Origin of the sequence: Streptomyces ovatisporus, from assembly GCF_042653885.1 — a bacterium.
Taxonomy (GTDB): domain Bacteria; phylum Actinomycetota; class Actinomycetes; order Streptomycetales; family Streptomycetaceae; genus Streptomyces; species Streptomyces ovatisporus.
Genome location: NZ_JBHSFH010000007.1, coordinates 491,056 through 504,669 on the forward strand (window position 1 = coordinate 491,056; position 13,614 = coordinate 504,669).

8 protein-coding genes are annotated in these 13,614 nt (G+C 68.5%); 5 read left to right on the forward strand and 3 right to left on the reverse strand.

Features of this window, described 5'->3' with window-relative positions; translation table 11 throughout:
* Positions 1-185: 185 nt before the first annotated feature.
* Together ACFPA8_RS15985 and ACFPA8_RS15990 are read left to right on the forward strand one after the other, a co-directional pair.
* On the forward strand, positions 186-4,898 hold the full coding sequence (locus ACFPA8_RS15985; RefSeq protein ID WP_386448744.1) for a DUF6531 domain-containing protein: 4,713 nt from the start codon (positions 186-188) through the stop codon (positions 4,896-4,898).
* A 39-nt stretch (positions 4,899-4,937) separates the two neighbouring features.
* Complete coding sequence (locus tag ACFPA8_RS15990; protein WP_386448747.1) at positions 4,938-5,825, forward strand: hypothetical protein; 888 nt, start codon at positions 4,938-4,940, stop codon at positions 5,823-5,825.
* Between the two features lie 202 nt (positions 5,826-6,027).
* Here ACFPA8_RS15990 and ACFPA8_RS15995 read toward each other — a convergent pair whose 3' ends face one another.
* On the reverse strand, positions 6,028-6,363 hold the full coding sequence (locus ACFPA8_RS15995; RefSeq protein WP_386448749.1) for an STAS domain-containing protein: 336 nt from the start codon (positions 6,361-6,363) through the stop codon (positions 6,028-6,030).
* A 302-nt stretch (positions 6,364-6,665) separates the two neighbouring features.
* On the opposite strand from ACFPA8_RS15995, the gene ACFPA8_RS16000 reads away from it, so the two are divergent.
* Positions 6,666-7,709 (forward strand): PP2C family protein-serine/threonine phosphatase, encoded by a 1,044-nt coding sequence (locus ACFPA8_RS16000; RefSeq protein ID WP_386448752.1) that lies wholly within the window; start codon positions 6,666-6,668, stop codon positions 7,707-7,709.
* Between the two features lie 103 nt (positions 7,710-7,812).
* On the opposite strand, the gene ACFPA8_RS16005 is transcribed toward ACFPA8_RS16000, so the two are convergent.
* Positions 7,813-8,526: a polyamine aminopropyltransferase gene (locus ACFPA8_RS16005; protein WP_386448755.1), complete on the reverse strand. Its 714-nt coding sequence runs from the start codon at positions 8,524-8,526 to the stop codon at positions 7,813-7,815.
* Positions 8,527-9,969: 1,443 nt separating this feature from the next.
* Here ACFPA8_RS16005 and ACFPA8_RS16010 point away from each other — a divergent pair.
* Entirely contained in the window at positions 9,970-11,145 is a 1,176-nt protein-coding gene (locus tag ACFPA8_RS16010) for a PLP-dependent cysteine synthase family protein (protein WP_386448758.1), read from the forward strand.
* A complete protein-coding gene (locus ACFPA8_RS16015) occupies positions 11,142-12,443 on the forward strand; it encodes an MFS transporter (protein WP_386448761.1) in 1,302 nt (433 codons plus the stop codon). The genes ACFPA8_RS16010 and ACFPA8_RS16015 overlap by 4 nt, the downstream gene beginning before the upstream one ends.
* A 90-nt stretch (positions 12,444-12,533) precedes the next feature.
* On the opposite strand, the gene ACFPA8_RS16020 is transcribed toward ACFPA8_RS16015, so the two are convergent.
* Positions 12,534-13,484, reverse strand: coding sequence for a hypothetical protein (locus ACFPA8_RS16020; RefSeq protein ID WP_386448764.1), 951 nt, complete (start codon positions 13,482-13,484; stop codon positions 12,534-12,536).
* Between the last annotated feature and the right edge of the window lie 130 nt (positions 13,485-13,614).

Here is a 13,614-nt window from a genome sequence, read left to right on the forward strand (position 1 = left end):
GTGTGCCGAGCGGTGGCGGTGGCGGAAGACCCGAGTGCGAGCGAGAGCTGCGCTCTACCCGACGGAATGCCTGATTCCTCGTCACGGATTTGCGACGTTCGGCTGACCTGCGGTTCCCGAGACCGTTGCCGTGAAGGCATCCTGTTTCGTGCGCGCGAACGACGTGCACCGAGGGGGGTCGGGGGATGGGCTACACGCTGCCGGGGTGGGTCGACGAGATACTGGACTTCATCGGTATCAACTTTCCCAATGTCGATGAAGACGATTACCGGGAGATGGCCGACGCCCTGCGTGAATTCGCCGGCGACTTCGAGGGCAAGGGTGGGGACGCCCACGCCGCGATCACACGAGTGCTTTCCGGTAGCGAGGGCTGGGCGAAGGACGCCCTCGAGGGGCACTGGAGCAAAGTCAAGGCCTCGCATCTCGATGAGGTTCCGAAGATCGCGAAGGGGTTCGCCGAGGGGCTCGACCTGCTCGCCGAGATCATATTCGGGATGAAGCGCAAGGCTGAGATCGAACTCGGCGTCATGGCCGCCTCCATCGGCATCGCAATCGGCGCCGCCTTTCTCACCGGCGGTCTCTCCGCTCTCATCGGAGCCGCGCAGACCGCCGCCATGCGACAGCTGATCAAAGAGATCATCGACGAGGCCGCCGAACGCATCGTCTCCGAAGTTGTCGCCAAGCTGTCCGAGCCGGTGACGGACAAGTTCAACAAGATCGTCGAGGACGCGATTCTCGACCTCGCCGACGACGCCCTCTCCCTCCCGCCCGGTGCGGGCTCCGGTGCCCCCGCGCTTCCGTCCGGCTCGGGTGGCCAGGGCAGCGGAACGGGCATGCAGATCAACTCCGCAACCGGTGATGGGGGGATGCAGCTCAACTCCGCCGGCGGAGGTGGGGGCGGTGGGAAGATGAAAATCGACCCGGACGAGCACGACAGTGGCGCGGCCAAGCTCGAGCGGGTGGGCAGCGACATGCAGACCAATGCCACCAAGGCACTTGGCCGTGCCCGCACCGCCCACGGCCGGGCCAAGGGCAAGGGCGAGGTCCTCACCCAGGTCGTCGACGAGGTCGCCGAAGGCGCTCTCGGCGCCGCCGAGAAGGTCGTCAAGCGCGTCGGCAAGCATGTCGCCGAGACCGCCCCGCGCAACTTGAAGCTCCAGGCCAAGCGGCACCGGGACAACGAACGCGGCATCGTCGACGACCTCACCAAGATCGGTGACGGCAAGGACGGCGGCCGGCCGAGCGGGGACGGCGGGAAGCCCTCCGACGTTCGCCCGGCCTCGCTCAAGAACTCGACCAGCGACGCGGACCTGACCGGCCGCCCCACGCCGACCAGGCCGTGCGCCAACGATCCTGTGGACGTCGCCAGCGGTGAACTCCTCCACACGGAGACAGATCTCGAGCTGCCGGGCGTCCTTCCCTTGACGATCTCCCGCACGCACTTGTCGTCGTACCGGTACGGGCAGTTCTTCGGCCCGTCCTGGGCCTCGACGTTGGACGAGCGGCTTGAAACGACCGTGAACGGTGTCGTCTGGGCCCGTGAAGACGGCTCCCTCCTGCACTACGAAGAGCTCCCGGTGGCAGGCAGTGCCGACCCGGTCCATCCGGTCGCAGGCCCGCGGTTGCCGTTGACGCATGCGGGCGTGGGTGCGCTCGGAGAGGCAACGTACGAAATCAGTGATCCGCGCACAGGTGTCGTCCGGACCTTCTGCGACTCTCTGTCCGGGTCGGGCTGGTTATGGCTGCGGTGGGTCTCCGACCGCAACGGCAACGAGATCAGCTTCTCGCGCCTCGAGGACGGCACTCCCACCTCTGTCGAGCACAGCGGGGGGTACACCGTGCGTGTCCGCGCGGACGGTGGCCGGATATCCAGTCTGAGCGTCGTCACCTCCGGTGTGGCCACCGACGTCATGGCTTATCGGTATCAGGGCGGCGGCAACGTCACTCACGTCATCAACGCCGCAGGTGAAGCTCTGGAGTTCACCTACGACGACCTCGGTCGCATGTCCTCCTGGACCGACCGGAACGACTCCACCTTCCGCTACGAGTACGACCAGGCCGACCGCGTCGTCCGCACCATCGGTCCTGACGGAGTGCTCTCCAGCCGCTTCGAGTACGACCGGGCGCTGCGCACGACGCGGTACGTCAACTCCCAGGGTGCGGTCACCACATACCGATTCGACTCCCGCTATCAGATCGCCGCGGAGACAGACGCTCTGGGCAACATCTGGGCCCGGGAGTGGGACGAGCACGGCAACCTGCTTCAGCAGACCGACCCGCTCGGGAACGTCACGCGCTTCGACTACGACGATCAGTACAACCGGACAGCCGTGCACCTGCCGGGCGGCGGAGTCAGCACGGCGACGTACGACGCCTTCAGCCGGCCTCTGGAGAGCTGCAGCCCAGGAGGCGCAACTGTGCGCCGCAGCTACGACGATGCGGGGAACCTCGCGTCCGTCACAGGGCCGGACGGCGGCACCGTCCACTTCACCTACGACCGAACCGGAGCCGTTGCCTCGGTGACGGACCCGTTGGGCAACACCGTCAACTATCGCAACGACCGCGCCGGCCTGCCGGTGGAGTCCAGAGGCTTCGACGGAGCAGTCACCCGCATCGAGCGCGACGCCTTCGGCCGGCCCATCGCGGCAACGGACGCACTGGGCGCGGTGACACGGATGGAGTGGACCACCGACGGGCATCTGGCCGCGCGCGTCGATCCGCTGGGTCACCGTGAGGAGTGGACCTGGGACGGCGAGGGCAACTGCCGCACCTACACCGACGCGAAGGGCTCCACCACCGAGCTTGAGTACACCCACTTCGACAAGATCGCCGCACGTCGGACCCCGGACGGCGCGCGCTACGAATTCACGTACGACACGGAGCTGCGCCTCCGGAGGGTCACCGGCCCCACAGGGGCGACCTGGGAGTACGAGCACGACGCGGTCGGCCGGCTCATCCGGGAACGGGACTTCGACGCCCGTGTGGAGACCTTCACCTACGACGCCTGCGGCTGGCTCGTCTCCAGGAACAGGCCGACCGGTGAAACTCTCACATTCCTGCGTGACGAGACCGGCAACATCGTCACCAAGGATGCAGCCGGTGTGCTCACCCAGTACCGCTACGACGCCGACGGCCGCCTTGCCGAGGCGTCCACGCCCACCTCGACGCTGCGCTACAAGCGCGACGCGGCAGGACGGGTACTCACCGAGACAGTCGACGGCAGGACCTCGCAGTACCGGTACGACGCCCTCGGCCGACGCATAGAGCGGGCCACTCCGACAGGCGCCACCAGCCGCCAGTCATTCGACGCCGCGGGAAACCGGACCCGTCTCGATGTCGGCGACTGGCACCTCGACTTCACCCACGACCGTATCGGCCGCGAGATCACCCGGATGTGTGGCCGCACTGCCATGACCTCCCAGTGGGATCCCGCAGGCAGACTCGCCGGCCAGACCACGGCGATACCCGGCCGCATACTCAGCAACCGGGATTACGCCTACCGCGCCGACGGACACCTCACCGGCGTGACAGACGTCCTGACCGGCGGCACCGAGAGCATCGACCTGGACGTCCTCGGGCGGCCGCTCGCCGTCGACGCGGACGACTGGCAGGAGCGCTACGCCTACGACCAGGCAGGCAACCAGACCGAGGGCGACTGGCGGCGGACCCCGGTCGCCGACCCTGCGGCCTCCGGCCCCCGGCAGTACGAGGGCACCAAGCTGCTGGGCGCCGGCCGAATACGGTACGACTACGACGCCGCAGGCCGCACCGTCCTGCGTCAGAAGACCCGGCTCTCCCGCAAGCCGGACACCTGGCGCTACGAATGGGACGCCGAGGACCGCCTCATGGCCTGCACCACCCCGGACGGCACCCGCTGGACCTACAGATACGACCCCCTCGGCCGCCGCACCGCCAAGCACCGCATGGCCGACGACGGCCGCACCACCGCGGAGACCCTCCGCTTCACCTGGGACGGCACCCGCCTCACCGAGCAGCACGACGAGCGCACAGGCACCACGCTGACCTGGGACTTCGAGGGTCACCGGCCCCTGACCCAGTACGAGCGCAGACACCTCCCGCAAGGCGAAGTCGATGCCCGCTTCTTCGCCATGACCACCGACCTTGTCGGCGCGCCTTCCGCACTGGTCAGCCCCGAGGGCGAAGTGGCCTGGCGTGGAAAGGCCACTACTTGGGGAACGACCGGCTGGGAACGCAGCTCGACCGCCTACACCCCGCTCCGCTTCCCGGGCCAGTACGACGACCCCGAGACCGGTCTGCACCACAACTACTTCCGCCACTACGACCCCGAAACCGGCCGCTACGTCTCACCAGACCCCCTCGGTCTGGCCCCCGCGCCGAACCCGGTGGCGTACGTGACCAATCCGCAGACTCTGACCGACACCTTCGGACTGGCCCCCTGCAACCTCGACCACTACGCACACGGCGGCAGCGTCCGCTACCACGGCCTCGACGAGCACGGCCGCCCCACCGGCGTCTCCGCCTCCGTCAGCAAGGACATGCTGAACAAGGGCAGCGAGGCGGGCAGAAGCAGCCCCCCGGGCTGGCGCGGGGACGGAAACGCCTTCAACGAAGCGCGCGGGCACCTGCTCGCCGACCGTCTCGGCGGAGCAGGCAAGGGGCACATGGCCAAGCACAACCTCGTCACCCAGACCAACAACCCGACCAACTCGCCCCAGCAGCGGGACTGGATCGAGCAGAAGGTCTACGACGCCGTCAGCAAGAACGACGAAGTCGTCCAGTACGAGATCAGGCCGATCTACGAGGGGGCGAACCCCATCCCCATCCGACTCGAATTCGAAGCCCACGGCAGTAACGGCTTCTTCCTCAAGGACAAGCTCGACAACCCGGCAGCCGGCGTACGCACCGCCGTAACGTAGCCACCGCACAGACTCTGAGTCGCCGTATACGGAGGACCCGTGTCCCGAACCACCCCGCCGCGTCCACTGGACCCAGAGGAGCTCTTCCCTGAGCTGGGCGACTTCCGGCTGGGCACCGTCAGACTCCATCCCCGGCCCGGCAAGCCGGGCCCGCAGGAAAGCTCCGTCGGCGGACCGATGCTGTGGCCGACTGACGAGCCGTGGCCCGTGTGCACCCGGCCGGGGGGCGACGACCACCCGGCGGAGCCCGTGCCCATGCTGCCCGTGGCCCAGCTCTACGAACGAGACATCCCCGGGCTGCCCGCGCCCGACGGCAAGGATCTGCTCCAGGTGTTCTGGTGCGGCTTCACCGGCCATACGGACGGTCACGAGCTGAACGTGCATGTCGCCTGGCGCCGATCCTCCTCCGTTGCCGAACCTCTCGGGTCCCCGCCCGTGCCGGAGGTCGAGGGCACCGACAACCTCGTGCCCAGTCCCTGCGTGCTCGATCCCGAGGAGGTTCTTGAGCACGAGGATCTCTGGGCGCTTCCTGAGGAACTGCGCGAGCGGATCGAGACCTGGGAAGAGGAGACGGAGGAAGCAGCGGAAGACGTGTGGGAGGAAGACGCCGACGAACCGCCCACCTATACGCACGACTTGTCGATCGCTCCCGGCTGGAAGAGCGGTGGCGGAGTCTCCTGGACCCTGACCGCCGCCCCAGTACCCGTCACCTGCGAGACCTGTGGCGCGGCCATGCACCCCTTGCTCACCGCGGACACCCGCGAATGGGACGGCGGCACCACCAGCTGGATTCCGCTCGAAGACCAGCCCACCGCCGACACCTACGGTTCCAACGTCCCGACCGGGATCTACGTGGGCCGCGGACGTCTCATCGTCTTCGCCTGCCCGACCGACCCGGAGCACCCGCACCAGTGGGTCTCGCAATGACGGATTCGAACCATGCCAGGCCCACCGCGACCCTTGAATGCCGACAACACCGTGATCAATAAAGCTGGGCCGATGAAAGGCCGCTCGATGCACGGTGACTCTGCCCGGGCATCCGATGCTCCCGGGCCGGGTCTGTCCGTCGAGCCGGCGAGGGAAGAGAAATTACTTCCCGGTATTCGGTGTTCGCCCACCGGACAGGCACTTACTCAAAGATGCTGTGCCGCAGCATGACGGTGACGCGGGCTTCTCGGACCGGTTCGCTGACTCCGGTGATACGGAGTCGCCCGCCAGCGGTCCTCAATGCATCTTGCAGGCCGGCTATCCCGTAGAGCGCGTCCCCGTCGCACCGGGTCACCCCGGTCATGTCGAGACCGATGCTGCGGCAGTTACTGCGAAGGCAGTACATGATGTTGTCACGGAGCGTATACATCGTTTGCACGTCGAGCTCACCGCGCAGGACCAGTGTGCGCTCGTCGGGATTCCGTCCTGACAGCAGGGCGACGGTGAGTTGCGGGCGGGTCTTGGGTGAGCGCTCCACGGGGACGAGCCCCCTTTGTGACACAGCACTGACGATTCTTGGCGGGAGGCTGTTGGTACTGCCCCAAGGGTACGGATCGGGGAACTCACGTGCAGGGCTTCGTGGCGACCCGTCCACGGGAGAGAAGCCGCTCCGGATTCCGGGACACAATTCCGCCGGCTCTCTTATGGGCTGCGCAGCCGCCACGCCGCCACGCAGCATCACACACACGACTCACGATCGCGCCCCTGCTGCTTGGCGTCCCCCGCCTAGAGTGACGTAGTCCTCGACGAATTTCTCCGTACTGTGAAAGCTCCTTGCCGATGAAACCGCGCGCGGGCAGTGTCGTTCTATTCCTTCTGCCGTATCTGGCCATAGGGCTGGCTGTCGCGGCGGACCTGGCAGCCGGCCCGTCCCTCGGACTGCTCCCGCTGCTCGCGCTGGGCCCTGCCTTCGCCAGTCTCAAAGGCGGGCTGCTGCACGTCGCGTGTGTCGGCCTGGTTTCGTTGGCGGTCTCCGTGCTGCTCAGCCTGTATGACGACCTGTACGGGACGACCCGTGGCGTCACCGCCCTGGTTGCTGTCGCGGGCACGAGCATCGCGAGTCTCGCAGCAACGCTCTTGCGGCAGCGGCAGCAACAACAGCTGGACCGTGCTCGTGCAGTCGCCAAAGTGGCGCAACAGGTCCTCCTGCCCAAGGTGCCCAAGCTGATCAACGGCCTGCAGATCGCTGTGTCCTACAGCTCGGCGACGAGGGATACCCAGATCGGCGGAGACTTCTACGAAGCCGTCCCGTCTCCTGACGGCGTACGAGCCGTTGTGGGCGACGTCCAGGGCAAAGGCCTGGACGCAGTCGAGAGGGCCGCGGTGGTACTCGGCGCGTACCGGGTGGCCGCCTACGATGAAGCGACGCTGCCCGACGTCGGCGAGTGCCTGGAACGTGCTGCGGGACGGCACTTGTCCGAGGAGACCTTCGCGACGGTCATCCTCGCCGAGGTCAGCCACGACGGAGCCGTTGGTCTCGTCAACTACGGACATCCGCCACCCCTGATCGTACGCAGCGACGGAACCACGACCTTCGCGGAGCCGAGTGACCCGGCTCTCCCGCTCGGCCTCACCGAATTCGCCGGCGGCCCCCCTCCGGTCTACCGGGCTCTGCTCGATCCCGGGGACCAGATGCTGCTCTACACGGACGGCACGACAGAGGCACGGAACGCCGCCGGAGAGTTCTACCCCCTTGCCGAACGTGCCTACTTGCTGAGGCCCTCTGATGCAGACGTCGCCCTCGAAGGTCTGCGAAGTGATGTGACAGCGCATACCGGCGGCCCCCTCACGGACGATGCCGCCATGGTCCTGCTGCGTCGCTGACTGCCGTTACCGGCCCGTCGGACAGACCCCGGGAGTGGACGCGAGGCCGGGTCACGATCTCCCTGTTGTGGCCGTCCGCGTCATCGGCGCGGGCGTACAGCGGTCATGTGCGTGCGACGTAGACGGTGTTGGCGGACGTGCCGCCGTGCAGCGGGTTGTCGAAGGTGACGACGTGCGCGGCCGCCTCGGCGAAGACTTCCGTCAGCGCCGAGTTGAAGCTCTCCTCCGGCGGGTCGTCCGACCACAGCGCGAACACGCCGCCCGGATGCAGTCGTGCGGCCAGTGCCCGCAGGCCCGCCGGCTGGTAGAAGCTCACGTGGCCGGGGTGGAGGACGTGGGCGGGTGAGTGGTCGATGTCCACCAGGACGGCATGGAAGCGGCGTTCCGGCGCGTCCGGGTCGAGTCCGTCCGCGCTCTGCGCCAGGGAGAAGAAGTCGCCCGCCACGAATCGGCAGCGCGGATCGGCGGTCAGCCGGGCACCCAACGGCACCAGGTGCCGCTCATGCCACTCGATCACTTCTCCGAGGGCGTCGACGACGGTCAGCGACCGTACGCGCGAGTCCTTCAGCACCGCCTCGGCGGTGTGCCCGAGGCCGAGGCCGCCCACGACGACGTCGAGTCCGTCCCCCGGCAGTTGAGCCAGTCCCAGCTCGGCGAGGGCGACCTCTCCGGCAGTGAACAGGCTCGACATGAGGAAGTCGTCGCCCAGCTTGACCTCGAAGATGTCCGTGCCCGAGGCGGGATCCCTGCGGCGCCGCAGACTGATCTCGCCCATGGGCGTCGGGCGCCAGTCGATCTCCTCGAAACGTGCGCTCACGGTGTCCCCTCACTCTTGTCGTCGTCCTGTTGTATACGTCCGGCTGCTGCCGGCTCAGGCTCCACTCCTGGAGGAGGCGGGGCGGCTCTCGCCGGGTTCTGTCGATCCGTAGTCGCGGGTCTGCTGTTTCAGCAGTTCACCGCGGGGGTCGAGTCCGAACCGCCCCTCGTTCACGCGGAGTTCGTGGAGTGTTCCCCGTGCCGTGCGGGGAGGACGTTAAGATCACGGCATGGTTACGGCTTGGTCGCGCGCTGACGCGCCACGGTTCCGCTTGTCGGCGGGATCACGGCGTCTGCTGCTGGTGGCCATGCTGCTGTTCGGGCTGGTGTACGCGCACGGGGGCAACGCCGAAGGCGTGTCCAGCCACGTCGCTCCTGCGGGCAATGCCTCCGCGATGGTCGGTACTCACCATTCCGGCGGAGAGTCCGCAACGGTGGTACGCGACGTCCATGCGGGGTCCCTGGAGACTGCCCCGCACCACGAGGACGACCACGGCTCTTCTCATCCCGCCCATGAGTGCCTGCCCGGTCAGCCGCAACAGGGCCCGGCTCTGGAAGCGCCCAGCGTGTGCTCCTGGACCGATCGAACTGCCTTCTCCGGCCGGCAGCTCGATGTCCCGTCACGGAGCGCGGACGCGTCCGCCGCTCCACGGCCGAGGGATTCCGCGGGGTCCGGCGTTCTGCGGATATAGGATCCGGCGGCTCCGTGGCCCGCTCGGTCCGCTTCGCCCGGCCGCCTTCCGCCGGCGAGCACCGCAAGACCGCGACACTTTCCCGTAGTTCGCGTGACGGGTCGCGTCGCGGTGGCCTGCACGGAGCCCTCCCGCCGTTCGCCCGTGTCCCCTCGCCGTGCTGCGGCGAGGAATCACCGTTCCGCGGAGGAACTGTGCTGTTCCACCCCCGTGCCCGACGTCCCTCTGTCCTTGCGCCCTGGTGTCACCGCCTGCTCGCCCTTCTGCTGAGCGGTGTGTTCCTGGTGGGCTTCGACTGCGGGGCGATCCTGCACGGCCCGGACCATTCCCATCGCTCGGCGCACCCCGGGGCGGGTTCCACGTCGGCGGCAGATCACGCAGGTGTCAGCGCCGGGGAGCAGACGTCACCTGTCCACGAGTCCTGCTCGTTACGCGGGTTCGACGGCGGGGACGAAGGACGGAACCAGTCTCCGCCGGTCCCTGCGCCGCCGGCCGCTCCTCCAGCGGCAGCGGCGGATGACGCGGCACTCGTGCACACCGTGCCCCCTCGGTCGCGCAGCCCCGACAGAGCTCAGTCGGGCCGTTCCAGACTCACAGCCGTGTGCCGGTGGCGCATTTAGGCCGAACTCGATGCAGCCGTACGAGCCGGCTGCCGCATGCCGTAGCCCTCGTCGGAGCCGGACTCTCTGCCCGGGGCGGGCGGCACGCGAGATGAGCACCTCTTGATGCCCATCATCGAACGAGAGCAGAACATGCGATCTCAGATCACCCCTCACATCACACCGCCTGCCCGCTCTGCACTCTCCGGGCTGGTCGGAAACACTCCGGTCCTCCAGGTGTCCGAACCGCTCACGTCCGCCGGGCGCGGATTCTGGGCGAAGCTGGAGGGCTTCAACCCAGGAGGGATCAAGGACCGTCCCGCGCTGCACATGGTCGAACGCGCCCGTGCCCGTGGCGATCTGCGGCCCGGTGCCAGGATCGTCGAGTCCACCAGCGGCACCCTCGGGTTGGGTCTCGCCCTTGCCGGCATGGTCTACGGCCATCCGGTCACCCTGGTCACCGACCCGGGTCTGGAGGCATCCATGGTCCGGTTGCTGACCGCTTACGGAGCCCTGGTCGACATCGTCGGTGAGCCGCACCCCACGGGTGGCTGGCAGCAGGCCCGCCGCGACCGGGTGGACCAACTGCGCGCGCAGCACCCCGAATCGTGGTGCCCGGACCAGTACAACAACCCGGACAACATCTCCGCCTACACCCCGCTCGCGCTGGAACTGGCCTCGCAGCTGGGCCACATCGACGTGCTGGTGTGCAGCGTGGGCACCGGTGGCCATTCGGCCGGTCTGTCGCGCGTCCTCCGACAGCTGTATTCCGGACTGCGGCTGGTCGGCGTCGACACCGTCGGTTCGACGATCTTCGGGCAGGACGCCCGGCCACGGCTGATGCGCGGTCTGGGGTCCAGCATCTACCCGGGCAACATCGCCTACGAGAACTTCAGCGAGGTGCACTGGGTGGCCCCGGGTGAGGCGGTGTGGACCTGCCGCCGGCTGGCCAACTCCCACTACGCCACCGGCGGGTGGAGCGTGGGCGCGGTCGCCCTGGTCGCGGGGTGGCTCGCCCGCAGCCTGCCCGACGAGACCCGTATCGTGGCGATCTTCCCGGACGGGCCGCAGCGCTATCTGGGAACCGTCTTCGACGACGACTACTGCGCCGCCCACGGACTGCTCGACTCGCCGCCCGCGCCCGAGCCGGAGGTGATCGGCCGACCCGACGAGAAGGAAGTCACCCGCTGGACCCGGTGCACCACCGTCGTCGACCCCCTCCGGCCGGGAGGCCGCGACACGGTCGCCGGGCTCCCCGGGCCGGACACGGCAGAGGCCGGAGAGAACGAGGCATCGGAGCTCCCGGGCCGGAAGGAGGAGAACCGATGAAGTCGGTCATCACACAGACGCGTTCCTACCAGCGCGGCGCTCAGCTGTTGATGGTCAATCAGTTCACCATCAACCTCGGCTTCTACATGCTGATGCCGTACCTGGCCTCACATCTGTCCGCGACACTGGGCCTGGCCGGGTGGCTCGTGGGACTCGTCCTGGGTGTACGGAACTTCAGCCAGCAGGGCATGTTCCTCGTCGGAGGCACCCTCGCCGACCGATTCGGCTACAAGCCGCTCATCGTCGCGGGCTGTGTGCTGCGGACGCTCGGCTTCGCCACTCTCGGCCTGGTGGACTCCGTACCGGCCCTGCTGGCAGCGTCCGCCGCGACGGGACTGGCGGGAGCACTGTTCAACCCAGCCGTGCGGGCGTACCTCGCCGCAGACGCAGGCGAGCGGCGGGTCGAAGCCTTCGCGCTGTTCAACATCTACTACCAGGCCGGGATCCTGCTCGGTCCGCTGGTGGGCATGCTGCTGACGGACATCGACTTCCGCATCACGTGCCTGGTCTCAGCCGCGATCTTCACCCTGCTGAGCATCGTGCAGATCCGCGCCCTGCCGGCCCGGCGTGGCGACGACACCGAGGACGGGGAGCGGGGGAAGGTGCTGGCCCAGTGGCGCGGCATCGCGTCCAACCGGCCGTTCCTCCTCTTCTCCACGGCCATGATCGGCTCCTACGTCATGATGTTCCAGGTCTATCTCGCGCTGCCCCTGGAGGTGCGGCGCGTGGCCGGCGAAGGGACGTTCGGCACCGCCGCCATGGCGCTGCTCTTCGCCGCATCCGGACTCACCACGATCCTCGGCCAGACCAGGGTGACCGCGTGGTGCAAGGCCCGCATGGCACCGGGTCAGGCGCTCACCCTGGGGCTGCTGACCATGGGCGCGGCGTTCCTGCCCATGCTCGCCGCCACAGCAGTGCCCGTCCCGGAGCGCGGGGCCGGCATGTGGCTGCTGGCAGCCGTTCCGCCCACGCTTGCCGCATTCCTGCTGGCCGTGGGCACGATGATCGCTTTCCCCTTCGAGATGGACACCATCGTTCGTCTCTCCGGTGACCGGCTCGTCGCCACGCACTACGGGCTGTACAACACCGTCTGCGGGGTCGGCATCACCCTCGGGAACCTGCTGACAGGGGCCGCCCTGGACGCGGCACGTGCGGCCGGGGTGTCCGCACTCCCCTGGATCGCGCTGTTCACGCTGGGTCTGGTGTGCGCCGCCGCCCTGTACGGGCTGCACCGCACGGGCCGGCTGGCCTCTCCTGCGCCGGCGGCGCGGCCGGAGCCCGCTGCCGCATCCAGGTAGCCGGGGCGTCGGGCGTGGAGGGACGGGTCCGCTGCCCGTCCCTCCACTCTGCGCCAGGGGCGCGTCGTGGTCCTCCTGGAACGGGGCACTTCAGTGCTGGTGGCTGCCGCTCTTCTCGTGTCCGGTGGGCTCCCGGGGAGCGTCACCGGCCGGCCCGGCCGGGACGGTGAACTCGGCCGTGCGGACCTTGCCTTCGTGCTTGAAGTCGAGGAAGAGGCGGTAGGTGCCCTCGCTCGGCGCCGTCGCGGTGAAGGAGACGTCCGGACCGGGTTCCGTGGTGCGGTCGCCGGGCCTCCCGTTGGGATGGACGTGGAGGTAGGCGAGATCGCCGGCACGCAGAGCGACCAGGTGTCCGTAGGCGCCGAGGTAGGGCTGCAGGTCCTCGACCGCCCGTCCCTTCCTGGTGACCTCGAACGTGACTTCCTCTGCCGCTCCGGGGCGCAGGCGGCCGTCGAGACTCACGGTGTATCCGTCGACTTCCGCGGTACGGGAGGGCTTGGCGGGTGCGCCGGGCTTGTAGGTACCGGCGACAGGCAGGTCGGTTCCGAGGGTGAGGCTCTCCGCGCCATCCGCGGCGGGCGTGAAGTCGGCGAACATCCGGTAGTCGCCTGCGTCGGGGAGTTCGGCCGAGGTGCTCCAGGTGCCGTCAGCGGCACGGGCCGGGTGCAGATGGCGGAACGTGGAGAGGTCCCGCGAGGCGAGGATCAGGTGCAGTTCCTTGTCGTGTTCGCGCTTGAAGGCGGTGACCTTCCGGCCCTCGCGGTCGCGTATGGCGAAGCGCAGGTCCGCGCGCCGACCGGCTTCGAGCTTCGTGGTCTTCAGGTCGAGGGTGTATCCGCCCTCGGAAACCTGCAGGCCCCCGGCCGGTGCGTCCTCCCCGCGGCCGCCCTCGTCCGACGACGGATCCGCCGCGTGACCGCCGCGGGACGCGGGTTCGGCAGGGGAGGCCACGGGGCCGAGGGCCTGGCCGGCGACGTAGGCGGTGCCGAACGAGACCGCCAGTGCCGCGGCGAAAGCGGTGATCTTCACTCCGGTGTTCATGGCAACTCCTGGGCGCGGTGCGGGGCGAGTATCGACACACAGCAAGATATACCCCCCCTGGGTATTATCAAGTCCGGGAAAGCTTGCTTCCGGATGGGGGGAGGGGGTATATCTGAACTCAGGAACGGCA

What these genes read in the sequence shown, in the direction of transcription:
- ACFPA8_RS16020 (WP_386448764.1), bottom strand. Translation starts at nt 13,484, where the DNA reads ATGAACACCGGAGTGAAGATCACCGCTTTCGCCGCGGCACTGGCGGTC.
- ACFPA8_RS15985 (WP_386448744.1), top strand. Translation starts at nt 186, where the DNA reads ATGGGCTACACGCTGCCGGGGTGGGTCGACGAGATACTGGACTTCATC.
- ACFPA8_RS16000 (WP_386448752.1), top strand. Translation starts at nt 6,666, where the DNA reads ATGAAACCGCGCGCGGGCAGTGTCGTTCTATTCCTTCTGCCGTATCTG.
- ACFPA8_RS16010 (WP_386448758.1), top strand. Translation starts at nt 9,970, where the DNA reads ATGCGATCTCAGATCACCCCTCACATCACACCGCCTGCCCGCTCTGCA.
- ACFPA8_RS16015 (WP_386448761.1), top strand. Translation starts at nt 11,142, where the DNA reads ATGAAGTCGGTCATCACACAGACGCGTTCCTACCAGCGCGGCGCTCAG.